Origin of the sequence: Agrococcus sp. TF02-05 (assembly GCF_017565345.1) — a bacterium.
GTDB classification, from domain to species: domain Bacteria; phylum Actinomycetota; class Actinomycetes; order Actinomycetales; family Microbacteriaceae; genus Agrococcus; species Agrococcus pavilionensis.
On record NZ_JAGEKO010000004.1, the window covers coordinates 1 to 26,820 of the forward strand.

At 72.6% G+C, this 26,820-nt stretch carries 24 protein-coding genes, 1 tRNA gene and 1 pseudogene; 8 read left to right on the forward strand and 18 right to left on the reverse strand.

Translation table 11 applies throughout. The annotated features are described in order from the left end of the window. The 5 genes and pseudogenes from JQT67_RS03865 to lysA all read right to left on the reverse strand — a co-directional run. Positions 1–663, reverse strand: a pseudogene (locus JQT67_RS03865) (hypothetical protein); the annotation flags it as partial. Positions 664–801: 138 nt separating this feature from the next. Next, positions 802–1,791, reverse strand: a complete 990-nt coding sequence (thrB, locus tag JQT67_RS03870) for a homoserine kinase (RefSeq protein ID WP_208063944.1) — start codon at positions 1,789–1,791, stop codon at positions 802–804. Positions 1,792–1,808: 17 nt separating this feature from the next. After that, positions 1,809–2,879, reverse strand: a complete 1,071-nt coding sequence (thrC, locus tag JQT67_RS03875; protein ID WP_208063605.1) for a threonine synthase — start codon at positions 2,877–2,879, stop codon at positions 1,809–1,811. 12 nt (positions 2,880–2,891) lie between these two features. Then, positions 2,892–4,199 carry a homoserine dehydrogenase gene (locus tag JQT67_RS03880; protein ID WP_021011136.1) on the reverse strand — a complete coding sequence of 436 codons (1,308 nt, stop codon included), beginning with the start codon at positions 4,197–4,199 and terminating at the stop codon, positions 2,892–2,894. Beyond that, complete coding sequence (lysA, locus tag JQT67_RS03885) at positions 4,196–5,641, reverse strand: diaminopimelate decarboxylase (protein ID WP_208063606.1); 1,446 nt, start codon at positions 5,639–5,641, stop codon at positions 4,196–4,198. Before lysA ends, JQT67_RS03880 begins: the two co-directional genes overlap by 4 nt. Before the next feature lie 359 nt (positions 5,642–6,000). On the opposite strand from lysA, the gene JQT67_RS03890 reads away from it, so the two are divergent. Next, positions 6,001–6,666: a DNA-3-methyladenine glycosylase gene (locus JQT67_RS03890; protein ID WP_208063607.1), complete on the forward strand. Its 666-nt coding sequence runs from the start codon at positions 6,001–6,003 to the stop codon at positions 6,664–6,666. 152 nt (positions 6,667–6,818) lie between these two features. Here JQT67_RS03890 and argS read toward each other — a convergent pair whose 3' ends face one another. Next, a complete protein-coding gene (gene argS, locus JQT67_RS03895) occupies positions 6,819–8,477 on the reverse strand; it encodes an arginine--tRNA ligase (RefSeq protein WP_208063608.1) in 1,659 nt (552 codons plus the stop codon). Between the two features lie 62 nt (positions 8,478–8,539). On the opposite strand from argS, the gene JQT67_RS03900 reads away from it, so the two are divergent. Then, positions 8,540–9,127, forward strand: coding sequence for a hypothetical protein (locus JQT67_RS03900; protein WP_208063609.1), 588 nt, complete (start codon positions 8,540–8,542; stop codon positions 9,125–9,127). 69 nt (positions 9,128–9,196) lie between these two features. Here the strand turns inward: JQT67_RS03900 and JQT67_RS03905 are convergent, their stop codons facing one another. From JQT67_RS03905 to JQT67_RS03960, 12 genes are all read right to left on the reverse strand, one after another. After that, positions 9,197–9,988: a transglutaminase family protein gene (locus tag JQT67_RS03905; protein ID WP_208063610.1), complete on the reverse strand. Its 792-nt coding sequence runs from the start codon at positions 9,986–9,988 to the stop codon at positions 9,197–9,199. A 38-nt stretch (positions 9,989–10,026) separates the two neighbouring features. Next, the gene (locus JQT67_RS03910; RefSeq protein ID WP_208063611.1) at positions 10,027–10,734 is read right to left on the reverse strand and encodes a hypothetical protein; all 708 of its coding nucleotides are present in this window, start codon (positions 10,732–10,734) and stop codon (positions 10,027–10,029) included. Next, entirely contained in the window at positions 10,731–11,477 is a 747-nt protein-coding gene (locus tag JQT67_RS03915; RefSeq protein ID WP_208063612.1) for a hypothetical protein, read from the reverse strand. The genes JQT67_RS03910 and JQT67_RS03915 overlap by 4 nt, the downstream gene beginning before the upstream one ends. Further along, positions 11,474–12,508 (reverse strand): type IV pilus assembly protein PilM, encoded by a 1,035-nt coding sequence (gene pilM / locus JQT67_RS03920; protein WP_208063613.1) that lies wholly within the window; start codon positions 12,506–12,508, stop codon positions 11,474–11,476. Before pilM ends, JQT67_RS03915 begins: the two co-directional genes overlap by 4 nt. A gap of 9 nt (positions 12,509–12,517) precedes the next feature. After that, positions 12,518–13,345 carry an A24 family peptidase gene (locus JQT67_RS03925; RefSeq protein WP_208063614.1) on the reverse strand — a complete coding sequence of 276 codons (828 nt, stop codon included), beginning with the start codon at positions 13,343–13,345 and terminating at the stop codon, positions 12,518–12,520. Continuing rightward, positions 13,342–15,021, reverse strand: coding sequence for a hypothetical protein (locus JQT67_RS03930; protein WP_208063615.1), 1,680 nt, complete (start codon positions 15,019–15,021; stop codon positions 13,342–13,344). The genes JQT67_RS03925 and JQT67_RS03930 overlap by 4 nt, the downstream gene beginning before the upstream one ends. Continuing rightward, complete coding sequence (locus JQT67_RS03935) at positions 15,018–15,680, reverse strand: type II secretion system protein J (RefSeq protein WP_208063616.1); 663 nt, start codon at positions 15,678–15,680, stop codon at positions 15,018–15,020. Before JQT67_RS03935 ends, JQT67_RS03930 begins: the two co-directional genes overlap by 4 nt. Continuing rightward, positions 15,677–17,107, reverse strand: a complete 1,431-nt coding sequence (locus JQT67_RS03940) for a carboxypeptidase regulatory-like domain-containing protein (RefSeq protein ID WP_208063945.1) — start codon at positions 17,105–17,107, stop codon at positions 15,677–15,679. Before JQT67_RS03940 ends, JQT67_RS03935 begins: the two co-directional genes overlap by 4 nt. Positions 17,108–17,161: 54 nt before the next feature. After that, entirely contained in the window at positions 17,162–17,626 is a 465-nt protein-coding gene (locus tag JQT67_RS13615) for a type IV pilin protein (RefSeq protein WP_279537651.1), read from the reverse strand. A gap of 63 nt (positions 17,627–17,689) precedes the next feature. After that, positions 17,690–18,916 carry a type II secretion system F family protein gene (locus JQT67_RS03950; protein WP_208063617.1) on the reverse strand — a complete coding sequence of 409 codons (1,227 nt, stop codon included), beginning with the start codon at positions 18,914–18,916 and terminating at the stop codon, positions 17,690–17,692. Next, positions 18,913–20,151: a type IV pilus twitching motility protein PilT gene (locus JQT67_RS03955; protein WP_208063618.1), complete on the reverse strand. Its 1,239-nt coding sequence runs from the start codon at positions 20,149–20,151 to the stop codon at positions 18,913–18,915. The genes JQT67_RS03950 and JQT67_RS03955 overlap by 4 nt, the downstream gene beginning before the upstream one ends. Further along, positions 20,148–21,818 carry a GspE/PulE family protein gene (locus JQT67_RS03960; protein ID WP_208063619.1) on the reverse strand — a complete coding sequence of 557 codons (1,671 nt, stop codon included), beginning with the start codon at positions 21,816–21,818 and terminating at the stop codon, positions 20,148–20,150. The genes JQT67_RS03955 and JQT67_RS03960 overlap by 4 nt, the downstream gene beginning before the upstream one ends. 454 nt (positions 21,819–22,272) lie before the next feature. Between JQT67_RS03960 and JQT67_RS03965 the strand changes: the two genes are divergently transcribed. The 6 genes from JQT67_RS03965 (at position 22,273) to JQT67_RS03990 (ending at position 26,714) form a co-directional block, all read left to right on the forward strand. Continuing rightward, complete coding sequence (locus JQT67_RS03965) at positions 22,273–22,872, forward strand: TetR family transcriptional regulator (protein WP_021011118.1); 600 nt, start codon at positions 22,273–22,275, stop codon at positions 22,870–22,872. A gap of 63 nt (positions 22,873–22,935) precedes the next feature. Beyond that, a tRNA-Arg gene (locus JQT67_RS03970) sits at positions 22,936–23,008 on the forward strand. A gap of 96 nt (positions 23,009–23,104) precedes the next feature. Continuing rightward, positions 23,105–23,695: a TetR/AcrR family transcriptional regulator gene (locus tag JQT67_RS03975; protein WP_081646146.1), complete on the forward strand. Its 591-nt coding sequence runs from the start codon at positions 23,105–23,107 to the stop codon at positions 23,693–23,695. 41 nt (positions 23,696–23,736) lie between these two features. Then, positions 23,737–24,033 (forward strand): metal-sensitive transcriptional regulator, encoded by a 297-nt coding sequence (locus JQT67_RS03980; protein WP_021011116.1) that lies wholly within the window; start codon positions 23,737–23,739, stop codon positions 24,031–24,033. A 31-nt stretch (positions 24,034–24,064) separates the two neighbouring features. Beyond that, positions 24,065–24,388 carry a heavy-metal-associated domain-containing protein gene (locus tag JQT67_RS03985; protein ID WP_243755654.1) on the forward strand — a complete coding sequence of 108 codons (324 nt, stop codon included), beginning with the start codon at positions 24,065–24,067 and terminating at the stop codon, positions 24,386–24,388. 133 nt (positions 24,389–24,521) lie between these two features. Then, a complete protein-coding gene (locus JQT67_RS03990; RefSeq protein ID WP_208063620.1) occupies positions 24,522–26,714 on the forward strand; it encodes a cation-translocating P-type ATPase in 2,193 nt (730 codons plus the stop codon). Positions 26,715–26,820 lie beyond the last annotated feature (106 nt).

Consider the following 26,820-nt stretch of genomic DNA (forward strand, 5'->3'; position numbering starts at 1 on the left):
CACGGCGAGAAGCCCCCACGTGCGCGCGTCGCGGGGCAGCCGCACGCGCATGGCGAGGGCGAGGAGCACGAGCGTGACCGCGGCGACGCCGATGCGGAGCATCGCGATCTGCATCGGGTGGAGCGCGTCGAGGCCGAGCTTCATGAGCAGGAACGACGAGCCCCAGATGAGGGCGAGCGAGATCCAGAGGGCCTGCCACGGCAGGCGCGCGCGGCCGCGCGCGGGCGCCTCGGCCTGCTCATCGGCGGACTGCTCGCCGGACGGCTCCGAGCCCTGCTGTGCGGCGGCCTCGGCGGCCGGCTGCTCGGCGGCCGGTGCCTCAGCGGCCTGCTGCTCGGCGGCCGGCGCCTCGGCGGGCGCGGACTCGGCCGTCGCATCCTCGGCGGCGGGCGTGGCCTTCTTGCGCCGGGCGGGGGCGCGGCGCTTCGTCGCGGCGGGCGCCGCTGCCTCGGCGGCAGCGGGCTCGGCCGCCGGCTGCGCGTCGGCGGCGGGCGCCTCGGCAGGGGTGGCGTCGGCCTTGGCCGGCTCTGCGGTCACGGTCGCCGTCGACGCGCGACGCGAGCGGCGCTTCGGGGCGGCGGGCGCCTCCTCGGGCTGCTGCGATGCGGGGGCCTCGGGTGCGGCCTCGGCCGCGGGGATGCTGTCGGTGATCTCGCTCGTCATGTGCGAGTGCTCCTTCGATGTCGGCCCGCGCGCGATGCTCGCGGGCGTGGGACCATGTCTCGCGCTGCGCTCACGGCCGGTGCGGTCGACGGGCGCTTCAGATTGCGGAGAGTGGAGTCAGGAAGTCCCCCGGCGCGGCTAGGCCGCGGCGCTGCTGGGGATGGGCTCCACTGTACCACCGCGGATGTCGACGGCCAGCAGGCGCGCGTGCCAGCCGGCGCCCGGCGCGGCGGGCCGCTCCTCGACGATCCGCGCGGCCTCGAGCCGGGCCGCGGGGTCGGAGGCGAGCACGAGCACCGAGGGCCCGGCACCCGACACGACGGCCGCGTGGCCCGCGGCCCGCAGCTCGCCGATGAGGGCGCTCGTCTCGGGCATCGCGCTCGCGCGGTAGGTCTGGTGCAGGCGGTCCTCGGTCGCGTCGAGCAGCAGCTCGGGGCTCTGCGTGAGCGCCGCGACGAGCAGCGCCGAGCGCGAGAGGTTGAAGACCGCGTCGGCGTGCGGCACGGCCTCGGGCTGGAGGCTGCGGGCGAGCTTCGTCGACATCGTCGCCTCGGGCACGGCGACGAGCAGCGAGACGCCGCGGTGCACGGCGAGCTGCTTGTGGCGCGGGCCCGTCTCGTCGACCCACGCGATCGTCAGGCCGCCGAAGATCGCCGGCGCGACGTTGTCGGGGTGGCCCTCGAGCTCGGTCGCGAAGCGCAGCACGTCCTCGTCCGAGACGTCGACGACGCCCTCGAGCAGCCCCTTCGCGGCGAGCACGCCCGAGACGATCGCGGCGCCCGAGGAGCCGAGCCCGCGACCGTGGGGGATGCTGTTGGTCGCCGCGAGCGCGAGGCCCGGCGCGGGCACGCCCACGCGGCCGAAGACGTGGAGCGCGGCGCGCGCGACGAGGTTCGACTCGTCGGTCGGCACCGCGCCCTCCCCCGAGCCCGCGCCGACGCCCGAGACCGCGACGGTCACGCCCGACTCGGTCGCCGTCACCTCGAGCTCGTCGTGCACGTTGAGGGCGAGGCCGAGCGTGTCGAAGCCGGGGCCGAGGTTGGCGCTCGTCGCGGGGACGCGCACGCGCACCGCCCGGCCCACCGGCACCGTGCCGGCTGGCGCGACGCGACCCGACGCATCCACCATGCCGGAGACCGAGTCGCTCACGACAGGCCCAGGAGCGCCGCGACCTGCGCGGTGTCGGCGTCGGCCGACTCGGGCGCGGCGTCGGAGCCGTCGTCGAGCTTGAGGCCCCACTGCGCGTCCTTGAGGCCGTGGCCCGTGACGGTGAGCGCGACCGTCGAGCCGGCCGGGATCTGCCCCGCGGCGTGGCGCTCGAGCAGGCCGGCGACCGAGATCGCCGAGGCGGGCTCGACGAAGACGCCGGTCGAGGAGGCGAGCAGCCGCTGCGCGCGGAGGATCGCGGCGTCGTCGATCGCGCCGATGTGGCCGCCCGAGGCGTCGCGCGCCTCGAGCGCCTGCTGCCACGAGGCGGGGTTGCCGATGCGGATCGCGGTCGCGACCGTGTCGGGCTCGCGCACGACTTCGCCGCGCACGATGGGGGCGGCGCCGGCGGCCTGGAAGCCGAGCATCTGCGGCCGCTTCGTCGCCCAGCCCTCGGTCTCGGCGAGCGAGTAGCCGCGCCAGTAGCTCGAGATGTTGCCGGCGTTGCCGACCGGGATGCAGTGGATGTCGGGCGCGTCGCCGAGCACGTCGACGATCTCGAGCGCGGCGGTCTTCTGCCCCTCGATGCGGTCGTCGTTCACCGAGTTGACGAGGTGCACGGGGTAGCGCTCGGCGAGCTCCTTCGAGATCTCGAGGCAGTCGTCGAAGTTGCCGCGCACCTGCACGATGCGCGCGCCGTGCACGACCGACTGGGCGAGCTTGCCCATCGAGATGCGGCCCTCGGGCACGAGCACGATCGCCTGGATGCCCGCGGCGGCGGCGTACGCGGCGGCCGAGGCCGACGTGTTGCCGGTCGACGCGCACGCGATCGCCTTCGCGCCGCGCTCGATCGCGCGCGAGATCGCGACCGTCATGCCGCGGTCCTTGAAGGAGCCGGTGGGGTTGAGCCCCTCGAACTTCACGAAGACGCGCGCGTCGGTCATCGCCGAGAGCGCGCGCGACTCGATGAGCGGGGTGCCGCCCTCGCCGAGCGTCACGACCGTCGACGCATCCGTCACGTCGAGCACGTCGGCCCATTCGCGCAGCACGCCGCGCCACTGGTTCGCCATGGGTCATTCCTCCTAGTCGATGAGCCGGATCACGCTGTCGATCCGCTCCACGTCGGGGTGCGCCTCGAGCGCGTCGAGCACGGCCGCGATGCGGGCCTCGCTCGCGGTGTGGGTGCCGAGCACGAGCGATGCCTCGCCGTCGGCCGGGTCCTGCCGCACCGACTCGACCGAGACGCCGTGCTCGGCGAAGAGGCCCGCCACACCCGCGAGCACGCCGGAGCGGTCGGCGACGGTGAGCGCGAGCTCGTGCCGCGCGAGCACGTCGCCGAACGGCGCGATCGGCAGGTCGGCGTGCGTCGACGCGGCGGCGCCCGGGCCGCCGAGCACGTGCCGGCGCGCGATCGAGACGAGGTCGCCGAGCACGGCCGAGGCCGTCTCGGGGCCGCCCGCGCCCGCGCCGTAGAACATGAGGTCGCCCGCCGACTCGGCGGTGACGAAGATGGCGTTCTTCGCCTCGCGCACGGCGGCGAGCGGATGCGTCGCCGGCAGCGAGACGGGATGCACGCGGGCCGAGACGGCCTCGCCGCCCTCGCCCTCGAGCCGCTCGCAAATCGCGACGAGCTTGAGCACGCGGTCGTTCCGCTCCGCCTGTTCGACCATCGCATCCGTCACGCCCGTGATGCCCTGCCGGTGCACGACCTCGACCGGCACGACCGTGTGGAAGGCGAGCGAGGCGAGGATGGTCGCCTTGCTCGCGGCGTCGAAGCCCTCGATGTCGGCGGTCGGGTCGGCCTCGGCGTAGCCGAGCTCGGTCGCGACCGCGAGCGCCTCCTCGAGGGTCGAGCCCTCGGTGTGCATGCGGTCGAGGATGAAGTTCGTCGTGCCGTTGACGATGCCCATGACGCGCATGACGCGGTCGCCCGCGAGCGACTGCTCGAGCGGGCGGATGATCGGGATCGCGCCGCCGACGGCGGCCTCGTAGTTGACCTGCGCGCCGACGGTCTCGGCGGCCTGGAAGAGCTCGGGACCGTGCGCGGCGATGAGCGCCTTGTTGGCGGTGACGACGTCGGCGCCCGCGGCGAGCGCGTCGAGCAGCAGCGAGCGCGCCGGCTCGATGCCGCCGAGCAGCTCGACGACGATGTCGGCGCTCGCGACGAGCGTGCCGAGGTCGTCCGTCAGCAGCTCGGCCGGCAGCTCGACGTCGCGCTTCGCGGCGACGTCGCGCACGCCGATGCCGACGAGCTCGAGCGGCGCGCCGACGCGCGCGGCGAGCTCGTCGCGGTGCTCGAGCAGCAGCCGGGCGACCTGCGAGCCGACGCTCCCGGCGCCGAGCAGCGCGATGCGGAGCGATCGGTAGTGGTCCGTGGGGTAGGGGTTCATGCGGATGCGGCTCCGGTCGTGTCGTCGTCGGGTCGCGGGGCTTCGGTGCCGGCGGGCGGCGAGGCGGCGAGGCCCTCGTCGCGCGAGAGCACGTCGTCGATCGACTCGCGGCGCACGAGGACGCGCACCGCACCGTCGGCGACGGCGAGCACCGGCGGGCGGGGCGTCGCGTTGTAGTTCGAGGCGAGCGAGTGGCAGTAGGCGCCGGTCGCGGCGACCGCGAGCAGGTCGCCGGGCTCGACGTCGGCGGGCAGCCACTCGGCGTCGACGACGATGTCGCCCGACTCGCAGTGGTGGCCCGCGACGCGCACGAGCGTCGGCTGCGCGTCGGAGGCGCGGTTCGCGAGCCGCGCGGAGTACTGCGCGTCGTAGAGCGCGGGGCGGGCGTTGTCGCTCATGCCGCCGTCGACGGCGACGTAGGTGCGGGCGCCGTCCGCGAGGCGCACGGGCTTGACGGTGCCGATCGAGTAGACGGTGACGCCGGCGGGCCCGACGATCCAGCGGCCGGGCTCGATCGCGATCCTGGGGACCGGGATGCCGAGGTCGCCCGCGGCCTGCCGCACGGCATCCGCGAGCCTCGACGCGATCGCCTCGATCGGCTCCGGGCTGTCGGCGGCCGTGTAGGCGATGCCGAAGCCGCCGCCGAGGTTGAGCTCCGGGAGCGGCGCGTCGGCGCCGAGCTCGGCGTGCAGCGCGAGCATGCGCCGCGCCGACTCGGCGAAGCCCGCGTGGTCGAAGATCTGCGAGCCGATGTGCGTGTGGAGGCCGGCGAGCTCGAGGCTCGGCAGCTCGCGGATGCGCGCGACGACCGCGGGCGCCTCGTCGATCGGGATGCCGAACTTCTGGTCCTCGTGGCTCGTGGCGAGGAACTCGTGGGTCGACGCGTGCACGCCGACCGAGATGCGCAGCCGCACGCGCTGCACGCGGCCGGCGCGCTCGGCGGCCGCGGCGATGCGCTCGACCTCGACGGCCGAGTCGATGACGAAGGTGCCGATGCCGGCCGTGACGCCCGCCTCGATCTCGGCGAGCGACTTGTTGTTGCCGTGCGAGCCGATGAGCGCGGGATCGACGCCCGCGCGGAGCGCGATCGCGAGCTCGCCGCCCGTGCACACGTCGATGCGGAGCCCCTCGTCGCGCATCCAGCGGGCGACGTCGCCCGTCAGGAGCGCCTTGCCGGCGTAGTAGACGTCGACGCCCGCGCCACCCGCCTCGGGCGAGAAGGCGGCCTCGAAGGCTTCGCGGATGCGTCGGGCGCGGCCGCGCACCTCGGTCTCGTCGACGAGCAGGAAGGGGGTGCCGTGCTGCTCGGCGACGCGTGCGAGGTCGACGCCGCCGACGCGGAGGGCGCCGTCGACGCGCTCGGCCGATGCGGGCCAGACGCCCTCGGCGAGGGCGTTGGGGTCGCCCGCGTCGGTGAGGTGCGGGGCGAGCGGATGCGGCACGGGACTCCGTCCGGGTGGGGTGCTGTGGGCCTGACGGGCAGGCGGCGTCGGCGCTTGTGGCGCTCTGCCTCCATCCTAGGCAACCGCCGCGTGCCGCTCGGCGCTTGCGCACCGCGCGTGACCGTCGCGGGCAGCGGCGATCCTGCCGCTCGGCGGCCAGCAGCGGTCGGAGTGCAGCGGCGCCGGCGCTCGAACCGCTGCTCGCGACGAGCCTCGGGTGCCCGGCGCACGCAGGGAGTCGATTCCCGTCATCCGCCCCGCTGGGAGTCGAATCCCGCCTCCCTCCGTGACATCGACTCCCTGCGTGGCCCACCGCATCCGCAAGCCGACGCTCGGATGCGCCCGCTACCGTGCCGATCGTGCCCACCCCTCCCCCGACCTGGTTCGAGCGCGACCCGCTCGAGCTCGCGCCGCTGCTGCTCGGCGGCGTGCTCCGGCGGGCAGATGCGTCGGGCGCGGTCGCGGTGCGGATCACCGAGACCGAGGCCTACCGCGGCAGCGACGACCCGGGTGCGCACACCTTCCGCGGGAGGACGGCGCGGAACGCGACGATGTTCGGGCCGGGCGGCCGCGTCTACTGCTACTTCACCTACGGCATGCACCACGCGGTGAACATCGTCGCGGGGCCGGAGGGCCACGGCTGGGGCGTGCTCGTGCGCGCGGGCGAGGTCGTCGAGGGGCACGGGCTCGCGCTCGAGCGGCGCTCGGCGCGGCGCCGCACCACGCCGACGGGCGAGCTCGCGCGGGGCCCGGGAAACGTCGCGCAAGCGCTCGGCGCGACGCTCGTCGACGACGGCGCGACCCTCGGCGAGGCGGAGCTGAGCGACGGCGTGACGACGGCCGACGGCGTCGAAGCGGCGTCGTGGTCGTTCGCGCCGGCCGAGGTGCCGCCGCCGTACCGCACCGGGCCTCGCGTCGGAGTCAGCGGGCCGGGTGGCGACGCATCCGCCTATCCCTGGCGCTTCTGGGTGCCGGGAGAGCCGAGCGTCTCGGCCTACCGGCCGGCCGTGCAGCGGCAGCGCTGAGCCGCGGGCGCCGAATCGCGCCCTTCGCGCGGCCGTCGCCCCCCTGCGGCGCCAGGAGGCGAGTGACGGCGCTCGAGACGGCGGAGGCGCCCGCGATCCGGCCGGTGCGCGCCACCGGCGCACACCGAGTCGAAGGGCAACGACCGGGGAGGCTACATGCGCTCGGGCGCCGACACCCCGACCGTCGCGAGCGCCGTGCGCAGCACCTGGCCGGCCGCGTCGTTGAGCCACAGGCGGGTGCGGTGCAGCGCCGTGACGTCCTCGTCGCCCTGCGGGGCGACGCGCGTCGCGTCGTACCACCGGTGATAGAGGCCGGCGAGCTCCTCGGCGAAGCGCGCGACGCGGTGCGGCTCGCGCAGCTCCGCGGCCTGCGTCAGCACGCGCGGGAAGTCCGCGAGCGCGCCGAGCAGCGCCGACTCGGTCTCGTGCGAGAGCAGCTCCGGCTGGAACTCCGAGCGGTCGACGCCCGCCGCGACCGCGTTCCGGGCGACCGCCGACATCCGGGCGTGCGCGTACTGCACGTAGTAGACGGGGTTGTCGTTCGTGCGCTGCGTCAGCAGCTCGAGGTCGATGTCGAGCGGCGTGTCTGCACTCGAGCGCACGAGCGCGTACCGAGCGGCGTCGACGCCCACCGCATCCACCAGGTCCTCCATGGTCACGACGGTGCCCGCGCGCTTCGACATGCGCACCGGCTTGCCCTCGCGCAGCAGGTTGACCATCTGGCCGATGAGGATCTCGAGGTGCTTGTGCGGGATGTCGCCGAACGCCGCGCACATCGCCATCATGCGGCCGACGTAGCCGTGGTGGTCGGCGCCGAGCATGATGATGTTCTGCTCGAAGCCGCGCTCGCGCTTGTTCTGGTAGTAGCCGAGGTCGCCCGAGAAGTAGGCGGGGGCGCCGTTCGAGCGCACGATGACGCGATCGCGGTCGTCGCCGAACGTCGTCGTGCGCAGCCAGAGCGCGCCGTCCTCCTCGAAGACGTGGCCGCGCTCGCGCAGCACCTCGATCGCGCGCTGCACCGAGCCGTCGGACTGCACCTGGTGCTCGTGGAAGAACACGTCGAAGTCGACCCCGAAGTCGTGCAGATCGCGCTTGATCTCCTCGAACATGAGCTGCACGCCGCGCTCGCGGAAGGTCTCCTGCAGCGCGGCGTCATCGAGGTCGAGCAGGTCGCCGTCGTAGCCGTCGTCGACGCGCTTGGCGATCTCGGCGATGTAGGCGCCGCCGTAGCCGTCCTCGGGCGTCGGCTCGCCGCGGAAGGCGGCGACGAGGCTCTTCGCGAAGCGGTCGATCTGCGCGCCGTGGTCGTTGAAGTAGTACTCGCGGGTGACGAGCGCGCCCTGGCGCTCGAGCACGCGGCCGAGGCTGTCGCCGACGGCGGCCCAGCGCGTGCCGCCCATGTGGATGGGTCCGGTCGGGTTCGCGGAGACGAACTCGAGGTTGATCTTCACGTCCTTGAGCGCGTCGCCCGAGCCGTAGGCGTCGCCCGCCTCGACGATCGTGCGGGCGAGCTCGCCCGCGGCACCGGCCGCGAGCGTGAGGTTGATGAAGCCGGGGCCGGCGACCTCGGCCTTCGCGATGCCGTCGATGGTCGCGAGCTCGGCCGCGACCTCGTCGGCGAGCTCGCGCGGCGAGGTGCCGACGCGCTTCGCGAAGCGCATCGCGGCGTTGGTCGCCCAGTCGCCGTGGTCGCGGTTGCGGGGGCGCTCGAGCACGATGTCGGCCTCGCGCACCTCGACCTCGGCCGTTCGTCGGCCCACGGCGCCCTGGACGGCGGCGAGCACGGCGGACGAGAGCGAGGAGGGCTGCATCCCTCTAGGGTACTGCGCGCGCCTCGACCGCCTCCGCCCTGGAGCGCCCGTAGTCTGACAGCATGCCGAGCCGTACCCAGCGCATCCGTCGTCTCCTGCCCGCCGCGATCATCGCCTCGGCGACCGCGCTCGCGCTGACGGGGTGCGAGCCGGGCGTGCTCGCGCCGAGCGAGTCGCCGTCGCCGTCGGCCTCGAGCTCGCCCACCGCGACGCCTTCGCCCTCGGCGACGACGCCCGTCGAGAGCCCCGAGCCGACGCCTGCGCCCACCGGCTCGGCGCTGCCGACGACGCCGCCCGTCGCGGGCGACGTGCCGTGCTCGCAGGTCTACACGGCCGACCAGCTCTACGCGTTCAACCCCAACTTCGCCCCGTCGAGCGACGCCGGCACGCTGCCGGGCGCGATCTCGGACATCGTGGATGCGGGCGGCACCGTGTGCGCGTTCCAGCACGTCACCGGCGGCGACCGGCTCGTCGTGGGCGTGCTGCAGCAGGCCGACGGCTTCCAGGCGCCCGTGTTCGAGACGGTCGGCGACCTGGGCGTCGCGACGGCGCCCTCGGGCGGCACGGTCGTGAGCGTCGCCTCGCAGTACTTCGCGAGCGAGCAGGACGCGCGCGAGGTGCTCGACCAGGTGCTCGCGAACCTGGGCTGACGCACCGACTCCCGCTGGTTGAGCCGCTCCGCGCGTGCCAGCGCGCAGAGCGAGTCGAAACCCGCCGAGTCAGCCGATCTTGACGAGCGCCCTCACGTCGTCCACCGCACCATCCTCGAGCGCCTCATCCTCCGCCCGCACCGCCACCGACTGCAGTGTGATCGGGTTCCGCGCCGTCGTCGCCCACGCCGTCTCGAGCGCATCCGCCCCCGTCGCGATGCGGATGAGGCTCTGCCTCGGCGCGAGCCCGGTCGGGTCGACGACGAACCACTCCCCGTCGATCATCACCTCGGCGACGGCGTGGAAGTCGGGCGGCTGCAGGCCCGGCGCGTAGACGCCGACGTAGCGCGCGGGGACGCCCGCAGCGCGGGCGAGGCCGATCATCACGTGGGCGTAGTCGCGGCACATGCCGCCGCTCTTGCGGATCGCGTCGACCGCGGTGTCGTCGATCTCCGACAGCGACGGCGAGTAGGTGAAGCCGCGCGCGATCCAATTCCGCATTGCCGCGATCTGCTCGTGGCCGCTCGCGCGACCGAAGCGCTCGTCGACGAAGCCGCGCAGCGCGCTCGCCTCGACGTAGCGCGAGTCGTCGAGGTAGCGCGCCGGGTCGCCCTCGTCGATGGGCCGTTCGAGCCCCGAGACGGTCGACCGGATCTCGACCTCGAGCTGCCCCGCGGGCGCGGTGAAGACGAGCTCGCGGGTGTCGTGCTGAGCGGGCTGGATGCGCCACTCGACGGGCGCCCCGTCGACGGTGACGTCGATGCGGTCGTCGGATGCGTAGGCCGCGGCGGGCAGGACGAGGAGCGTGACGTCGGTCTCACCCACGAGCGACATCGAGAAGGTGGCGTGGGTGGTGCGCATTGCACCGATTCTCCCACACCGCCTCTCGAGGCCGACGGTCAGGGAGCCGGGACTGCCCCCGCCTGCAGCGCGTAGAGGCTGCCCGTGATCTCGACCGTCTGGAGCGCCTCGTCCTCCTGGTTGGGCTCGAACGCAGCGGCCGAGATCGACACGATCCGCGAGCCCATTTGCAGGCGGTGCAGGAAGTCGGCGAGTCGAGCGCGCTCGCCCTCCGCCTTCACCGCGAACTGCGCGACCGCGAGGTTGTGCTCGCCGATCAACGGATCGGTGTAAGGCATCGGCGCGTCGGCCGCAGGATCACCCGTCGGCGCGGCCGCCTGGGCGTCGGCCTCCCCCTCGGCTGCCTCGCCCTCTGCGGGGGGCGCGGCCTGCTGGGCCGACGGATCCGCGGCCGGCGGCACGTAGGGGACTGCATCGACGGTGCTCATGCCGGTCAGGACCACTCCCGCCTCAGCGGCGTAGCCCTGCACCTGCCGCATGAACGCGGTGTAGTCGAGGTCGCTCGGGATGCCGTCGGCGAGCTGCTCGCGCGCGGCGGTGATCTCGGGCATGCGCGTCGCCTCCTGCTCGAGCGCGACGATGCGGATCTCATGCAGGCCGTTCTGCTGCTCGACGGAGGCGAGATCGTCGCGCGCGCGGCTCGCTGCCGTGAGGTCGGGCGAGATGACGCCGAACCATACGCCCGCGATGACACCCGCGGCGACGAGCGCCGCCCCGATGCTCCAGAGCCGATCGATCCCGTTCACGGCTGCACCCCCTCGCCGCTCGCGCCGGCCTCAACCCGCCCGTCAGCCACGCCGTGCTCGGAGGCCTCGGCGGCCGGGAACCGGCTCGCGTACGCGCCCTCATCGAGGTGGACCACGAACGTCGTCTCGAAGTAGCCCTCGGGCTTGAGCTCCGACAGCGGCACCTGCGCGTCGACGAAGCCCGTCAGACCGCCCATGAGGTCGACCACATCAGGGACGGTCAGCATCGCCGGGCTGCGGACGATGCACGTGACCGTCGCGACGCGTGCGCCCTGCAGCGGGTCGGCCGGTTGCGCGAGACCCGCCATGGGTGAGCTGCCCGTCACCTCGAGGCTGTGCAGCACCATGTCGGCAGGCATCGCCGCCTCGATGCCAGAGACGAACACCTGCCAGTCGATCTCGGTGCCGGTCGCGACCCTGCGAGCCGCCTCGCGCTCCTCGATCTCGGTCTGCGCCGCCACGATGTCGGCGAACTCGGCCTGCCGTGCGATGAGCGACGCGGTGCGCTCCTGCTCGAGGGCGAGCTCGACCTCCGCGCTGAGCGCCTGGTACTTCGCGGCGGCACTCGCGCCGCCGCTCGCGACCATGAGCAGTACCGCGACCGCGACGATCCCGCGACGGATGCCTCGGCTCCGGCGCGCGGCGCCGACCTCAGGCGGCAGGAGCTCGGCTGCGGGAGGGCCGCCGAGGAGCAGCTGTGGGGCGTCGCCGCCACCGCCGATCGTCATGCCGAAGACCTTCATGCTGCGCTCCTCATCGCGAGCCCGAGCGCGACCGCGGCTCGGTTGCCCTCGGTGGTGAGTCGATCGCGATCGCGATCCCGCGTCTGCAGCGGCGCGATGGGATCGCCCCACTCGATCGGCAAGCGCATCACCTCGCCGAGCGCGCCCGCGAAGCCTCCGAGGCTCGTGCCGTCGCCGGTCAGCACAACGCGGCGCACCGGGAGGTCGGGACGGGCGGTGGCGAAGTAGGTCACGGTGTTGCGGACGCCGGTGACGAGCTCGCCGGTGACCTCGCGGATCGCCTCGACGAGGGGCTGGTCGTGCGGTGCGAAGCCGCCCAGAGCCAGCCCCAGCGCCCGCTTCGCATCTTCGGCGACGGGGCGTTCCAGCCCGAGTCGGGCGTTGAGCGTCTGCGTGACCTCGTCGCCTCCCGAAGGGATGATCCGCACGAATTGGGGCACGCCCGAGCGAGCGATCACGACGGTGGTGGTGTGGGCCCCGACATCGACGATGGCGATGGCGTCGCCATCACCGACCCGCTGCGGCAGCGCGCGCGTGAGCGCGAACGGCACGAAGTCGACGGACTCCGTCTCGAGCTTGGCCTTCCGCAGCGCCTCGATCGTCGTCAGCACGACATCCTTCACCGCCGCGATCAACAACCCGTGCACCTGACCGTTGCCGGCGTCGGCGATCGGGTAGAAGTCGAGGATCGCCTCGCTCGTCGCCACCGGCAGCAGGTCCTGCACCTGGAACGGCAGCGACTCGCGGATGAGCGTCAGCGGCGCAGCAGGCACGGTGAGCTCACGCGCGAGCACGCGGTCGTTGCCGACGCCGACGACGACGCGCCGGGTCGTGAACCTCCCGCGCTTCCAGAGCTCCTTGAGCGCGCCGGTGACGACGTGCGGCTCGACGATCTCCCCGCGAGTGACCGCTCCCGGCGGGAGCGCGATCGAGTGGTAGCGCGAGAGCGTCGCGCCCTTGCTTGAGCGCACGACTTCCGCCGCGCGGATCGCGGTCGCGCCGATGTCGATGCCGACGATGCTGGTGCCCATCGGGTCCTCCTATCCGAGTCCAACGATGTGCAGGTACCCGAGCCAGATCGGCTTGCCTGCGAAGACGGCGAGCGCGGCCCCCGCGAGCATCCACGGCCCGAACGGGATGCCGCTGCCGCGGCCCGCGCGGCGCAGCAGCACGAGCACGACGGCGTATGCACCGCCGAGCAGGAACGCGCCGAATCCGCCTACGGCGAGTTCACCCCACCCGAGCCAGCCGAGTGCGAGTCCGAGGAGTCCCGCGAGCTTGACGTCGCCGAGCCCCATGCCCTGCGGATACGCGAACGCCATCGCGAAGTACGCGGAGAACAGGATCGCGGCGCCGGCGACCGCGCGGAGCAGCGAGCCCCAGTCCGCTGTCGACGCGGCCGCGACGAGCAGCAGCACTGCCACCACCGGGTATGACGGCAGCACGATCGCGTCGGGCAGCCGCTGGGTGTCGATGTCGATCCACGCGAGCGCGACGCCGACTCCCGCGAGGACCGCGAAGGCCAGCGTCTCGGCGATCGGCCCGAGTGCCGACGGCAGCGGGAGGTCGAGGGCGACCCACGGTGCGAACCGCAGCGCGACGGCGGTGAAGACGACGCCCGTCAGCAGCTCGATGAGCGGGTAGCGCGGCGAGATGCGCGCGCTGCAGTCGCGACAGCGGCCGCGCAGCAGCAGCCAGCTGAGCACGGGGACGTTGTCGAACGGCCGGATCTGCACGCCGCACCCGCCGCACGAGCTCGGCGGGCTCACGACCGAGCGGCCGGCGGGCACGCGGAAGATGACGACGTTGAGGAACGAGCCGATGAGCAGCCCGAATCCGCCGGTGAGCGTCGCGGTTGCAGCGATCATCGGTAGTTCCCCTCCGCGTCGATCGCCGGCTCCGTCTCGATCCACGTGGAGACGCCGTACGCCGAGGTCACGGGCGAGAGGAAGTGGGGCGGCGAGCGGAATCGCAGTCGCGGGTCGTAGACGTAGTTCTTGTCGTAGCCGCTGTTCTGCGCGACGACACCTCGGAAGGCCTGCGCGATGGACCCGCGTACGGTGAGTTGGCCGCTCCTGCTGCCCGACACACCGGTGTTCTGGACGGCGAAGCTGCGCAGCGAGAGGATCGCCGCCTCGATGGTGATGTTGGGTGACGTCGGACCGCTCGTCGTGCAGCTCCCCCACCAGTTGCAGGTCTGCGTGACGGGGTTCCGCACGTAGACCATGTTGTTGCCGATGAGCCCGAGCATGTCGTCGTCGCGGTCTGCGTAGCGGGTGTTGCCCGTGACGTAGACGAAGTTCTCGGCGGCGAGCGTCACCTGCCCGTCGAGCGTGCCCTGCACGAAGATGTCGCCGCTATGGCAGTCGTAGGGCGCGACGCCGTCGATCGCCGCCGGCGGCCGCTCGTTCGCGGTCGGGTAGCCGACACCGTTGCCGCTCGCGCAGTTCGACGGTCGCGCACGGTAGTTCGGGTCCGAGCTCGTCGACGGCACGTTCTGCACGTAGACCGCGCCGCCATCGGGCACGGCGACGCGGGCACCGCTCGACGAGGCCAACTGGCTCAGCGTGCCGCACGACGTCGGTGCGGCCGGCGACTGCCCGGGGCGCGTCGCCCTCGTCAGCGGCGAGCGCACGGTCATGGTGCCGTCGGCGTTGAGCTGGATGCTCGTCGGGCCCGTGTAGACGCATCCCGTCTCGAGCGCAGCAGTGCGGATCTCGGAGTTCGTCTCCGGCATCGCGAGCACGGGGAGGTAGGACGGCGAGTTGCCGCGCTGCGGGTCGCGGACCTCGAAGGTCGGCGCCCCGCCCGTCGTCTCGCACCGGTAGCGCGCGCCGCTCGAGGGGTTCCAGGCCGTCGTCACGGCACCCTTGAAGGTCGCGCCGCAGGCGTAGATGATGTCGTTCGAGTGCACCTGGCCGTTGACGACGTCGCCCGAGGCGAAGTGGATGTTGCCGCAGCTCGAGGGGCGCGCGGGCGTCGACCAGGCGTAGCGGTAGCAGTCGCTGCCCGAGCGCGTCACGGCCGGGTCCTGGATCTCCATGTCCGTGAAGTACAGGTAGTGCACGAAGCCCGATTGGCGCAGATCGGCGACGACCGTGCGCGTCTCGTCCCCGACCCTCCCGGTGCTGCGGAGCCGCAGGATGCCCTGGCTGTAGTACTCGGAGGCGTCGACCTCGTAGCGGAAGCTCGCAGTCGAGTCGGCACCAGGGACGGCACCCCACGAGCCGTCGAAGCCGAACGCCGGGTTCGATCGGTCCTCGAGCAGCACGCTCGCCTGGCTGAACTCAGCCGAGGGGTCGCCGTAGCGCACGTAGTCGGGATTCTCCGCGAGCCGGCTCTGGTACTCCTCGACACCCGCGTACGCGGCAGCGAGCGCGCCGTTCCAGTCGACGTCGTCGCGGGCGTAGCGAGCACCGCCGACGACGAAGACGACGGCGGTCGCGAGCAGGCCCGCGACGAGCGCGCCGATGCCGATGACGACGATGAGGGCCGCTCCGCGCTCTCGGTCGTCGATTCTTGTGCGCACGGTGCGTCGGGTCATGGGGTCGTCCCCGTCCTCGTCAGATCCAGGTTCCGCAGCGAGATCTCGGTGCGCAGTGCGGCGGGCTGCGCGGCGGAACTCCCGTGCGTCTGCACGACGAGGTCGACCCGCACCGCCGCAACCTCGCGCCGCTCCGCCTCCGTGAGCGCCCGGCTCGGCAGCAGCGTCCCGTTCGCGCGCACGAAGGCGAAGGCCGAGGCCGCGGTGACGTCGTGCGCGAGCACGCGCCGGCTCGTGGGAGTCGTGTCGTAGACCCAGAGCCCGCCCGACTTGCGAGGAGCGAAGCGCGTCTCGACGAGCTCACCGCGGGCCGTGTCGATCGTGAGCACGACCCGCGCGGGCCCCTCGTCGGTCGACTCGACGCCGACGTAGGACTGCAGCGTCACGGTGCGGGGCTCCGCGACCGAAAACACCGGGGCCTGCTGCCACGAGCTCGCCTGCGTGATCTCTGTGCCTGACCGGATGACTCGCGAGACGTGCTGCATCGCGAGCGCGGCACGGTTCGAGCTGTCCTGCTCGGACTCCTGCCGCGCGAACGTCTGCGAGAGCGTGACGACGAGCACGGTCACGAGCGTCGTCACGATCGCGAGCAGCGACATCGCGACGACCATCTCGATGAGCGTCATGCCGCGGTCGGAGGCGCGCGTGTGCCGACTCATGGTCTCGGCCCGGGTGTGGGGCTCGGCGAAGGCGCCGGCGTGGGCGTTGGGGTGGGAGCCGGCGTCGGCGTCGGGCTCGGGGTGGAGCTGGGCGTGGGCGTGGGCGTCGGCGCGACGGCCGGCTCTCGCGGATCGAGCGTGACCGTCGAGCTGCTGCGCTGCTCCCCGCGGGTCACGGGCGTCACCGCGACGTTCGAGCCACCGGAGGTGTGGAAGCGCCAGGTGCCGTAGGGCACCGCGAGGATCGTGCCCGCCGGCAGGGTGGTGCTGCCGAAGCTGAGTTGCGCATGGGCATCACAACCGGGATCGCCGGCTCGTCCCGCGGCGACGGAGGCGCGCAGATTGCTCGTGCTGCTCGACAGCCGCACGAGCCCCGTCGGCACTCCGAGCGCCGCCGTCGTGCCGGGCTCGGCGGCGGTGCCGACGCCGCTGCCGGCCGCGAGGTCGACGCCGCCCGCAGTGCCCTCGAGCCACGCGCTCGGATCGACGGCGTCGCACTGCGCGCCGCCCGATTGGCGGAACTCGCCGGCGAAGACTCGGTACGTCACACGCGGGTGCACGCGGACGCTCTGAGCGACTGAGGTGCTCGGCAGCGTGACGGTCTTGAAGCCGTAGGTGCTCAGCAGGGTGAGCGGCATGGCGTTGGGGAGGCGCACGGTCGTGCCGGGCGCGAGGGTGAGGGCGAAGGTGCCGGCGAGGTCGTACTGGAGGACGATGCTCGTTGAGGAGCCGGCCTGCACGCTCACGTCGCGCTGCCGCGGGGTCTCCTCGAGGATGCCGGTGTAGCCACTCTTCGAGACGGAGACCTCGTAGGTGCCGCGCGGCACCTGCAGCACGTAGGCGCAGCCCTGCGCGTCGGTGTCGGCGTAGAGGCCCGAGACGCCGCCGCTCGTGGGCGTGAGCGTCACGCGAGCGCTCGGCACGCCGGCGCCGAGCGAGTCGATGACCGAGACGAGCACGGTGCCCTTCGAGGGATCGTTGATGCGCTCGGCGGGGTTGACGATGGTGTCGGCTCGCACGGGCTCGGCACCCGGTCGCATGTTGCCCCACGTGACCGTGACGTGGACGCGCTTGAAGCGCAGGCTCCCGCCGCCGGCGCCGCACGCGGCGTCGGAGGCGGTGTCGGCGACCCACGCGGTCTCGCGCACGACGCGGAAGACGGTGCCGTTGAGCGTCACGTCCCGAGCGGTATCGAGCAGCTGGAAGATGTCGGGCGTGTCGTGCGCGAGGTCGATCTCGGCCGCCGCGAGGTTCGCCGCGACGTGCTGCGCCTGCGAGTGGCGCGAGGTGGAGAGGACCTGCAGGAGGGAGGAGAGCACCATGGTCGAGAGGATCGCGAAGACGAACATCGCGACCATTACCTCGATGAGCGTCATGCCGCGGTCGCCGCTGGCGGCGATGCGGACCCGCTCTCGGAGGCTGCCCATGGTGCTCTCCTCTCTACCGTTTTCCCGCGGGGCCGAAACACCCCACGAGGGGGTTTATGGCGTGGTCGGCCAGGCCTGCAGGCCGCCGGCGTTGCTGTCGTACGTGAGGTCCACGGTCAGATCGTTGTGGTCAGCGCTGATCGTGAAGTTGCGACCCACCGGCGAACCAGTCGCAGCGAGCGTGTAGGTCGTGGTTGCGGAGGACGGGCGGAAGCCGGGGTATCGAGCCGTAACTGCCGTGCCGGCGAGATCGGTACCGGTGAGCATGCCGGAGTACGAGCCGTTGTTCGCCACGCTCTCGGTCTCGATCGCGAGCGCGAGGTTCTTCAGGTCCGACTCGACCTCGGCACGCCACGCGGCCTCGCGCTGGTTCAGGAAGACGGGGATCGCGATGCCGGCGAGGATGCCGATGATGATGACGACGACGAGGAGCTCGACGAGGGTGAAGCCGCGCTGCGACTTGCCCTCCTCCTGCAGCATTGCGCGGCGGTCGCCGAGCAGCTGAAGCATCTTCTGCATGATGGGGGGTTCCTTACTTGTTGGGGTTGGGACAGGGGAAGGGATACGTGAGGGACGAGCGGATCAGTTGATCTGCTCGAAGATGGAGAAGACGGGCATGTAGAGGGCGATGATCATGCCGCCGATGAGTGCGCCGACGCCCGCGATGAGGATCGGCTCGATGATCGAGGTCATCTGCGCCGTCGTGGACTCGATGTCGCTGTCGTAGGAGTCGGCGATCTTCGAGAGCATGAGCTCCATCGAGCCGGCGTCCTCGCCGACCGCGACCATCTGCACGACCATCGGCGGGAAGACGGGCTCGAGCGCGAGCTGCTCGGCGACCGGTCGGCCCTCGCGGACGGCGTCGGCGATGCGGTTCGACGCCTGCAGGATGACGCTGTTGCCCGAGATCTCGCCGACGACCTGCAGCGCGAGCACGATCGGCACGCCGGCCTTGAGCAGCGCCGCGAAGTTGCGGGTGAAGCGCGCGAGCGCGATCTTCCGCAGCAGCTCGCCGAAGACGGGGAGCTTCAGCAGCGCCGGGTCGAGCACCGCCCGCACTTCGGGCGCGTGCTTGTTCTTGCCCCACCAGACGCTGAAGGCGATCGCCGCGATGAAGAGCAGCGGGCCGAGCCACACCATGTTCGCCGAGATGGTGACGAGGATCTGCGTCGGGAGCGGCAGCGCTCCCCCGAGGTCGGAGAACATGCCCTCGAAGATCGGCACGATGAACCAGATCATCGCGATGACCGCGACGATCGCCATGCCGACGACGACGATCGGGTAGGCCATCGCCGACTGCACGGTGCTCTTGAGCTTGACCTCCTTCTCGAAGGCCGTCGCGACCGCTTCGAGCGCGTCGTCGAGGAAGCCGCCCGTCTCGCCCGCGGCGATGAGGTGGATCATGAGCGGCGGGAAGACGTTCCGGTGCTTGCCGAACGCCTGCGAGAGCGTGCCACCGGTCTCGATGTCGCCGCGCACCTCGGTGAGCACCTTCGCGAGCGTCTTGTTCTCCGTCTGCTCCGAGAGGATGTGCAGGGTGCGCAGCAGCGACAGTCCGGCGCCGATCATGGTCGACATCTGCCGCGCCATGACCGAGAGGTCCTTGAGCTTGACGGCTTGGCCGAAGCTCAGGTTGATCTCGCGGTTGAGGCCCGTGCCCACCGCCGACTCGTCGACGCTCACGGGCGAGAGGCCCATGTCGCGCATGCGCGTGAGCGCCGCCGCTTGCGTCGGCGCGTCGAGCTTGCCCTTCACGAGCTTGCCGTCGCGCTCCCGGCCCTTGTAGGCCCACGTCTTCGTCGAGGTCATCGCTGCCCCCTCGAGAAGGAGTCGCCGAAGTCGACGCCCGTGTCGAGCGCGGGCGCCATGCCGCCGGTCGCGAGCATGCCGCGCAGCTCGTCGACGTTGTGCGCCTTCTCGCGCGCCGCATCCTCTTTGATGACCCCGCGGTTCACGAGGTCGGCGAGGTGCTGGTCGAGCGTGCGCATGCCGAGCGAGCCGCCCGACTGCAGGGCGCTGCCGATCTGGTGGATCTGGCCCTCGCGGATGAGGTTCGAGACGGCCGAGGTCGCGATGAGGATCTCGCTCGCGGCGACGCGGCCCTTGCCGCTCGCGCGCGGCACGAGCGTCTGGCAGACGATGCCCTGCAGGGTCGCGGCGAGCTGCGCCCGCACCTGGCCCTGCTGGTGCGGCGGGTAGACGTCGATGATGCGGTCGATCGTCTGCGCCGCCGACTGCGTGTGCAGCGTCGCGAAGACGAGGTGACCGGTCTCGGCGGCGGTGAGGGCGACCGAGATCGTCTCGAGGTCGCGCATCTCGCCGACGAGGATGACGTCGGGGTCCTGGCGCAGCACGTGCTTGAGCGCCGCCGCGAACGAGTGGGTGTCGTGCCCGACCTCGCGCTGGTTGACGACCGCCTTCTTGTGCTGGTGCATGAACTCGATCGGGTCCTCGACCGTCACGATGTGCTCCGCGCGCGTGCGGTTGATGAGGTCGATGAGCGCCGCGAGCGTCGTCGACTTGCCCGAGCCGGTCGGGCCGGTGACGAGCACGAGCCCGCGCGGCAGGGTCGCGAAGCGCGTGATGCCCTGGGGCAGGTCGAGCTCCTCGACCGTGCGGATGCGCGTGGGGATGAGGCGGAAGGCCGCGCCCCGCGCGGAGCGCTGCTGGTAGATGTTGACGCGGAACCGCGCCTCGGCGCTCAGGTCGTAGGCGAAGTCGAGTTCGAGCTCCTGCTCGAAGATCTCGCGCTGCTCCGGCGTCATGATCGCGGTGAGCGCGGCCTGCACCCGGGCGGCCGACCATACGCCGTACTCCTCGAGCGGCAGGAGCTTGCCGTCCAGGCGCATCGTCGGATGCGCATCCGCCGTCACGTGCAGGTCGGAGGCGCCGGCGCGCACGACGGTCTCGAGGGCGAGCAGCAGGTCGCCGTCGGTGCCGGTCGGGGTCGGGAACTCGGGCGCTGCCGCGGCCGGTGCCGCCGACTGCGCCCACTGCTGGCGCAGCGCCGCGCGCGTCGGCACGCCCTGGACGTCGATGCTCATACGATCACCCGCTGCACTTCCTCGACCGTCGTGAGGCCGAGGGTCGCCTTCTCCCACGCGTCCTGCCGCAGCGAGCGCATGCCCTGCTGCGAGGCGACGCGCGCGACGTCGGAGGTCGAGGCGCGCTCGACCGTGAGCCGCTCGATCTCCTCCGAGACGGTCATGACCTCGTGGATCGCGATGCGGCCGCGGTAGCCGGTGCCCGAGCAGTGGGTGCACCCGACGGCGCGGTGCACGCCGAGCTGGCCGGTGACCTCGAAGCCCATCGCGGCGAACTGCTCGGCGCCGCGCAGGTCGGGCTCCTTGCAGCGGTCGCAGAGCCGGCGCGCGAGGCGCTGGGCGACGACGCAGTCGAGGGCCGAGCCGACGAGGAAGGGCTCGATGCCCATCTCGGTCAGTCGCGTGACGGCGCTCGGGGCGTCGTTCGTGTGCAGGGTCGAGAGCACGAGGTGGCCCGTGAGCGACGCCTCGATCGCGATCTGCGCCGTCTCGTGGTCGCGGATCTCGCCGATGAGCACGACGTCGGGGTCGGAGCGCAGGATCGAGCGCAGCGCGGCGGCGAAGGTGAGGCCCGCCTTCGCGTGCACCTGCACCTGGTTGACCCCGGGCATCCGGTACTCGACCGGGTCCTCGACGGTGATGACGTTGACCTCGGTGCGCGCGACGGCGTTGAGGGTCGTGTAGAGCGTCGTCGACTTGCCGGATCCCGTGGGCCCGGTGACGAGGATCATGCCGTAGGGCTTCTTGTACGACGCCTGGTAGCGCTCGAAGTTGTGCGGCAGCAGGCCGAGGTCGGAGAGCTGCAGCTGCGTGCCGCCGGTGTCGAGGATGCGCATGACGACCTTCTCGCCCCACACCGTCGGCAGCGTCGCGACGCGGAGGTCGACCTTGCGGCCGCCGTGCATGACCGACATGCGGCCGTCCTGCGGGCGGCGGCGCTCGGCGATGTCGATGTCGCTCATGATCTTGAGCCGGGAGATGATGCCCTGCTGCATCGTCTTCGGAGCCGACTGCATCTCGTGCAGCACGCCGTCGACGCGGAAGCGCACGCGCACCGACGACTCGCCGGGCTCGATGTGGATGTCGCTCGCGCGGTCCTGCACGGCCTGGTTGACGAGCAGGTTGACGAAGCGCACGATCGGGGCGTCCTCGTCGGCCGCGTCGGCCATGCCGAAGCCGAAGGGGTCGGCGGCGGCGGCCTGCTCCTGCTCCTCCTGGATCGTGGAGGTGATGTCGCTGAGCTCGGAGTCGGCGCGGTGGAAGCGGTCGATCGCCGCGAGCAGGTCGCCGCGCTCGGCGACGACGGGCTCGACGGCGAGGCCGGAGGCCTGACGCACGTCGTCGATCGCGAGCACGTCGGCGGGGTCGGTCATCGCGACGACGAGCCGGCCCTCCTCGTGGGCGACGGGGAGGAGGATGTGCCGGCGCGCGATCGCGCTCGGCACCCGGGAGACCGCGACGCGGTCGACGTTCAACTCGCTCACGACGACGAACGGCAGGCCGGCCTGCTCGGCGCGCACTCGCGCTGCCTGGGCGCCGGTGATGGTGCCGTCCTCGACGAGGGCGCGGATGGCCCCCTCGTCGTCGAGGCCGGCGGCGAGCAGCTGGTCGCGGCGAGCTATCGAGAGCTCGCCGCGACGAGCCAGCAAGTACGTCAGCGACGCCATGGCGTCCGCGCCTTCTTGCGCGCCGAGCGGCCGGCGCAGAGCGCATCGACCGCACACGACTGTGCGTACATCTTCAGGGACCTTCGTGACAGGGCCTTGGAGCTGGGGGCTCCGGTGCTGGGGTGCTTCGATCGATCCTGGGGAGATCGACTGCGGTGAGCGTGGCACACGGATTGCTCGGCACGCAACATTCGGGATGCTCAAGGAAACCTCAGGGAAGTGGTGCTCCCTCAGCATTCGTGCGCATCAGGCACGTTCGGCTTGACCGGCTTGCGCGCCGCGCGCAGACTTGCGACGCCGTCGCGCCCGCGGCGGCACCGTACCGACGGAGCACGACTGCGCGTCCGATCCGGCCGTGCCCCAGTGGGCGGGTCGACGCGCACGAGCTGCCGATCCTCGCCCCAGTGAGGTCCCCATGTCCCCGACAGCCCCGACAGGCGCCGACGATGAGCCGATGCTCGGCCTTCGCGAGCGCAAGAAGCGCCTGACCCGACGCACGATCGCCGAAGCAGCCTTCGAGCTCACGCTCGAGCGCGGCCTCGACGGCGTGACGATCGACCAGATCGCCGAGCGCGCCTTCGTCTCGCCGCGCACCGTGTCGAACTACTTCCCGTCCAAGGAGGCCGCGGTGCTCGCGGTCGACGGCCACGCCCCGCTCGACCTGCTGCACGGCATCGAGGCTCGGCCGGCCGACGAGCCGCCCCTGCAGTCGCTGCGCGAGACGCTCGTCGCCCACATGCGCGGCATGAGCAGGGCCGAGGCGAAGGTGCTCCGGCGGCGCGAGGAGCTCATCGACCGACACCCATCGCTGCAGCTGCAGCGCGCGGCGCAGTACGACGCGTTCGAGGATGCGGTGCGAGCGCTCGTCGCGGAGCGCGCGGGCCTCGACGCGGAGGCCGACCGCTACCCGAGGCTCGTCGCCGGCGCGGCGAGCACGGCGGTCAAGACCGCGATGCGGATGTGGATGCTCGGGGACGGCGGGGCGACCGAGATCGCCGAGCTCGTCGACCAGGCGTTCCACGACCTCGAGGCGGGTCTGACCTCAGCCGACTGAGCCGGCGGTCGGGGGCAGCGTCGCCTCGGTGGTAGATTGATCGACGCTGCCTCGCGCAGCCCGGCCCCCATAGCTCAGGGGATAGAGCGTCTGCCTCCGGAGCAGAAGGCCGCAGGTTCGAATCCTGCTGGGGGCACCGACAGCCGCTGTCGAAGCAACACACACCCCGCGCCCCCGCAACACACGGCCGGCGCATCGGGTCGCCAGGACGAAAGCACGTAGGGTTTGCCGCATGGGACGACCTCGCCTCCACGATGAGCACTTGCGCCAGCGGTTGCTGGAGGCGGCCACGGATCTGATGGCGGTCGAGGGCCCCGATTTCTCGCTGCGCCCGCTCGTCGCGTCGGTCGGCACCTCGACCTCGGCGGTCTACTCGCTCTTCGGCTCGCGCGGCGAGCTCGTCGAGGCGATCACCGTCCGCGCAGCCCGCTCCTTCGTCGACGCGCAGCACGCGGTCGAGGCCGAGGCGCCCGCGGAGCTCATCCCCGCCCTCGCGCACGCGATGCGCGCGTGGGCGCGCGAGCACGCCGCGATGTTCCAGGTCGTGTTCGGCCGCAGCGAGGACTCCCCCGCCGTCGACGAGGCGCGCGAGAGCACGACCGACCCGCTGCTGCACGCCGTCACCGCCGCGATCGACGCCGGGACGCTGCACGGCGACCCGGTGACCACGACGCGCACGATCTTCGCCGGCGTGCACGGCTTCATCACCCTCGAGCTGCTCGGCCTCTACCCAGCCGAGCAGGCTGACGCGCTCTTCGAGGCGCTGCTCGCGGCCATCTGGCGCAGCTGGACCTCGCCCGAGGTGGAGAGCGCGGTCGCCTGACCCTTGCCGCACATACCCCTCGGGGGTATGATCGTCGCATCATGATCGACCACTCGGCACCCGGCTACACGGCCGACAAGGATGCGCTCCTCAAGCGCCTGCGTCGCGCCGAGGGCCAGGTGCGCGGCGTCGCGCGCATGGTCGACGAGGACGCCTACTGCATCGACATCCTCACGCAGGTGTCGGCGGCGACGAAGGCGCTCGAGACGGTCGCCCTCCAGCTGCTCGAGGACCACCTCGCGCACTGCGTCGCCGAGGCAGCCGAGCGCGGCGGCCCCGTCGCGCAGGAGAAGCTGAGCGAGGCGAGCGCCGCGATCGCGCGCCTCGTGCGGTCGTGACCCCGATCCCCCTCCCCTAGGAAGGCAACCCATGCTGCAGAACATCGAGATCATGTCGACCCCCGCCGACGCCGACGCGCAGGCGCAGGCCGGCGGCTGCTGCGGCGGCGCATGCCACGCGCCCGCACCCGTTGCCGACGGCGCCGTCTCGCAGTCCTTCGAGGTCGAGGGCATGACGTGCGGCCACTGCGTCTCGTCGGTCACCGAGGAGCTCTCGGGCCTCGCGGGCGTCGAGGGCGTCGAGGTCGAGCTCGTCCCCGGCGGCCGCTCGACGGTCACGGTGGCGTCGGATGCGGCGCTGCGGCTCGACGACGTGCGCGCGGCCGTGAGCGAGGCTGGCTACACGCTCGTCTGACCGAGGTCTTCGAGAGCGCCGGTCTTCCTGCGAGGGGCCGGCGCTCTCGCGTCGATGCGCCCGATCTCGATACGGCCCTGCGGGCCTACTCGATCGACGAGACAAAAATACCCCTGGGGGGTATAGTTGGCGCATGGCTGAAGCGCAGACGGTCGAGCTCGAGATCGGCGGCATGACGTGCGCGTCGTGCGCCGGCAGGATCGAGCGCAAGCTCGGCAAGCTGCCCGGCGTCGAGGCGAGCGTCAACTACGCGACCGAGGTCGCGCGCGTGACGCTGCCGAGCGGGATGAGCGTCGACGACGCGATCCGCACGGTCGAGCAGACCGGCTACACCGCCGCGCTCCCCGCGCCCGAGGCCGAGCGCGACGAGCACGGGACGCGCCTCGCGACGCGACTCATCGCATCCGCCGTGCTCGCCGTGCCCGTCGGCCTGCTCTCGATGATCCCCGCCCTGCAGTTCCCGGGGTGGCAGTGGGTCGCGCTCGTGCTCACGCTGCCCGTCGCCGTGTGGGGCGCGTGGCCGTTCCACCGCGCGGCCGCGATCAACCTGCGCCACGGCGCCGCGACGATGGACTCGCTCATCTCGCTCGGCGTGATCGCCGCGCTCGGCTGGTCGCTGTGGGCGCTCGTGCTCGGCGACGCCGGCCGCATCGGCATGCGCATGGAGATGTCGTGGTTCGGCGGGCACGGTGACGAGCTCTACCTCGAGGTCGCCGCGCTCGTGACGGTCTTCCTGCTCGCGGGCCGGCTCATCGAGTCGCGCGCGAAGCGCTCCAACCAGCAGGCGATGCGCGCGCTCGCGCGCCTGGGCGCGAAGGAGGTCACGCGCATCGGCGAGGCGGGCGACGAGCGCATCCCGGTCGGGCAGCTCGCGGTGGGCGACCGCTTCCGCGTCGTGCCGGGCGAGAAGATCGCGACCGACGGGGTCGTCGTCGAGGGCGCCTCGGCGATCGACGCGTCGCTGCTCACCGGCGAGTCGCTGCCCGTCGAGGTGACGGCTGGCAGCGAGGTCGTCGGCGCGACGATCAACGGCCACGGCATGCTCGTCGTCGAGGCCCGTCGCGTCGGCGCCGACACCGAGCTCGAGCGGATCGCCTCGCTCCTGCGCCGCGCGCAGGACGGCAAGGCCGACGTGCAGCGGCTCGCCGACCGCGTCTCGCAGTGGTTCGTGCCCGCGGTGCTCGTGCTCGCGCTCGCCGCGCTCGTCGGCTGGATCGTGCTGACGGGCGACGTCGCCGCCGCCTTCACCGCCGCCGTCGCGACGCTCATCATCGCGTGCCCGTGCGCGCTCGGCCTCGCGACGCCCACGGCGCTGCTCGTCGGCACGACCCGCGGCGCCGAGCTGGGCGTGCTCATCCGCGACGCTCGCGTGCTCGAGTCGAGCCGCGGCATCTCGGCGATGCTCGTCGACAAGACCGGCACCGTCACCGAGGGGCGGATGCGCGTCGAGGGCGTCGTCGCGGCTGCCGGTGAGGACGCCGACGAGGCGCTCCGCATCGCGGCCGCCGTCGAGCGTGCGAGCGAGCACCCGATCGCGCGGGCGATCGCGGCCGCGGCGCCGGACGCGCCGGTCGCGAGCGACGTGCGCGCCGCCCAGGGCGCTGGCGTCGTCGGCGTCGCCGAGGGCCGGGCCGTGCAGGTCGGCAAGCCCGCGTGGCTCGCCGACGACTGGGGCGTGGCGATGCCGCGCGAGCTCGCGGATGCGTTCGAGCGCTTCGAGGCGCAGGGCGCGACCGCGCTCGCGGTCGCGTGGGACGGCCGCATGCGCGCCGTGATCGGCGTGCGCGACACCGTGAAGGCGACGAGCCGCGCCGCGGTCGAGCGGCTCGCGGGCCTCGGCGTCGAGGTCGTCATGCTCACGGGCGACCACGAGCGCGCCGCCCGCACCGTCGCCGACGAGGTGGGGATCGAGCGCGTCATCGCCGGCGTGAGCCCCGCCGAGAAGGTCGACGCCGTGCGCGCCGAGCAGTCCCGGGGCGCGAAGGTCGCGATGGCTGGCGACGGCGTGAACGACGCCGCCGCGCTCGCCGCCGCCGATCTCGGGCTCGCGATGGGCACCGGCACCGACGCGGCGCAGCAGGCCGCCGACATCACGCTCGTGCACGGCGACCTCGCCGGCGCCGCCGACGCGATCGCGCTCTCCCGCCGCACGCTCCGCACCATCCGCGGCAACCTCTTCTGGGCCTTCGCCTACAACGTGCTCGCGATCCCGCTCGCGATGGCGGGCATGCTGAGCCCGCTCATCGCGGGCGCCGCGATGGCCTTCTCGAGCGTCTTCGTCGTGCTGCACTCGCTCACGCTCCGCTGGTTCCGACCGACCGCGTGAGCGACGTGCGCGGCGCGCGATCCTGCCCTGGCGCGCCGTGTCCCCCATCGCTACGATCGGCGGCACTCGACGCCGCGGAGGCGTCGCGGCTCCTGCGGGGGTGACC

What these genes read in the sequence shown, in the direction of transcription:
- thrB (WP_208063944.1), bottom strand. Translation starts at nt 1,791, where the DNA reads ATGGTGGATGCGTCGGGTCGCGTCGCGCCAGCCGGCACGGTGCCGGTG.
- thrC (WP_208063605.1), bottom strand. Translation starts at nt 2,879, where the DNA reads ATGGCGAACCAGTGGCGCGGCGTGCTGCGCGAATGGGCCGACGTGCTC.
- JQT67_RS03880 (WP_021011136.1), bottom strand. Translation starts at nt 4,199, where the DNA reads ATGAACCCCTACCCCACGGACCACTACCGATCGCTCCGCATCGCGCTG.
- argS (WP_208063608.1), bottom strand. Translation starts at nt 8,477, where the DNA reads ATGCAGCCCTCCTCGCTCTCGTCCGCCGTGCTCGCCGCCGTCCAGGGC.
- JQT67_RS03900 (WP_208063609.1), top strand. Translation starts at nt 8,540, where the DNA reads ATGCCGAGCCGTACCCAGCGCATCCGTCGTCTCCTGCCCGCCGCGATC.
- JQT67_RS03905 (WP_208063610.1), bottom strand. Translation starts at nt 9,988, where the DNA reads ATGCGCACCACCCACGCCACCTTCTCGATGTCGCTCGTGGGTGAGACC.
- JQT67_RS03915 (WP_208063612.1), bottom strand. Translation starts at nt 11,477, where the DNA reads ATGAAGGTCTTCGGCATGACGATCGGCGGTGGCGGCGACGCCCCACAG.
- pilM (WP_208063613.1), bottom strand. Translation starts at nt 12,508, where the DNA reads ATGGGCACCAGCATCGTCGGCATCGACATCGGCGCGACCGCGATCCGC.
- JQT67_RS03925 (WP_208063614.1), bottom strand. Translation starts at nt 13,345, where the DNA reads ATGATCGCTGCAACCGCGACGCTCACCGGCGGATTCGGGCTGCTCATC.
- JQT67_RS03930 (WP_208063615.1), bottom strand. Translation starts at nt 15,021, where the DNA reads ATGACCCGACGCACCGTGCGCACAAGAATCGACGACCGAGAGCGCGGA.
- JQT67_RS03935 (WP_208063616.1), bottom strand. Translation starts at nt 15,680, where the DNA reads ATGAGTCGGCACACGCGCGCCTCCGACCGCGGCATGACGCTCATCGAG.
- JQT67_RS03940 (WP_208063945.1), bottom strand. Translation starts at nt 17,107, where the DNA reads ATGGGCAGCCTCCGAGAGCGGGTCCGCATCGCCGCCAGCGGCGACCGC.
- JQT67_RS13615 (WP_279537651.1), bottom strand. Translation starts at nt 17,626, where the DNA reads ATGCAGAAGATGCTTCAGCTGCTCGGCGACCGCCGCGCAATGCTGCAG.
- JQT67_RS03950 (WP_208063617.1), bottom strand. Translation starts at nt 18,916, where the DNA reads ATGACCTCGACGAAGACGTGGGCCTACAAGGGCCGGGAGCGCGACGGC.
- JQT67_RS03955 (WP_208063618.1), bottom strand. Translation starts at nt 20,151, where the DNA reads ATGAGCATCGACGTCCAGGGCGTGCCGACGCGCGCGGCGCTGCGCCAG.
- JQT67_RS03960 (WP_208063619.1), bottom strand. Translation starts at nt 21,818, where the DNA reads ATGGCGTCGCTGACGTACTTGCTGGCTCGTCGCGGCGAGCTCTCGATA.
- JQT67_RS03965 (WP_021011118.1), top strand. Translation starts at nt 22,273, where the DNA reads ATGCTCGGCCTTCGCGAGCGCAAGAAGCGCCTGACCCGACGCACGATC.
- JQT67_RS03975 (WP_081646146.1), top strand. Translation starts at nt 23,105, where the DNA reads ATGGGACGACCTCGCCTCCACGATGAGCACTTGCGCCAGCGGTTGCTG.
- JQT67_RS03980 (WP_021011116.1), top strand. Translation starts at nt 23,737, where the DNA reads ATGATCGACCACTCGGCACCCGGCTACACGGCCGACAAGGATGCGCTC.
- JQT67_RS03985 (WP_243755654.1), top strand. Translation starts at nt 24,065, where the DNA reads ATGCTGCAGAACATCGAGATCATGTCGACCCCCGCCGACGCCGACGCG.
- JQT67_RS03990 (WP_208063620.1), top strand. Translation starts at nt 24,522, where the DNA reads ATGGCTGAAGCGCAGACGGTCGAGCTCGAGATCGGCGGCATGACGTGC.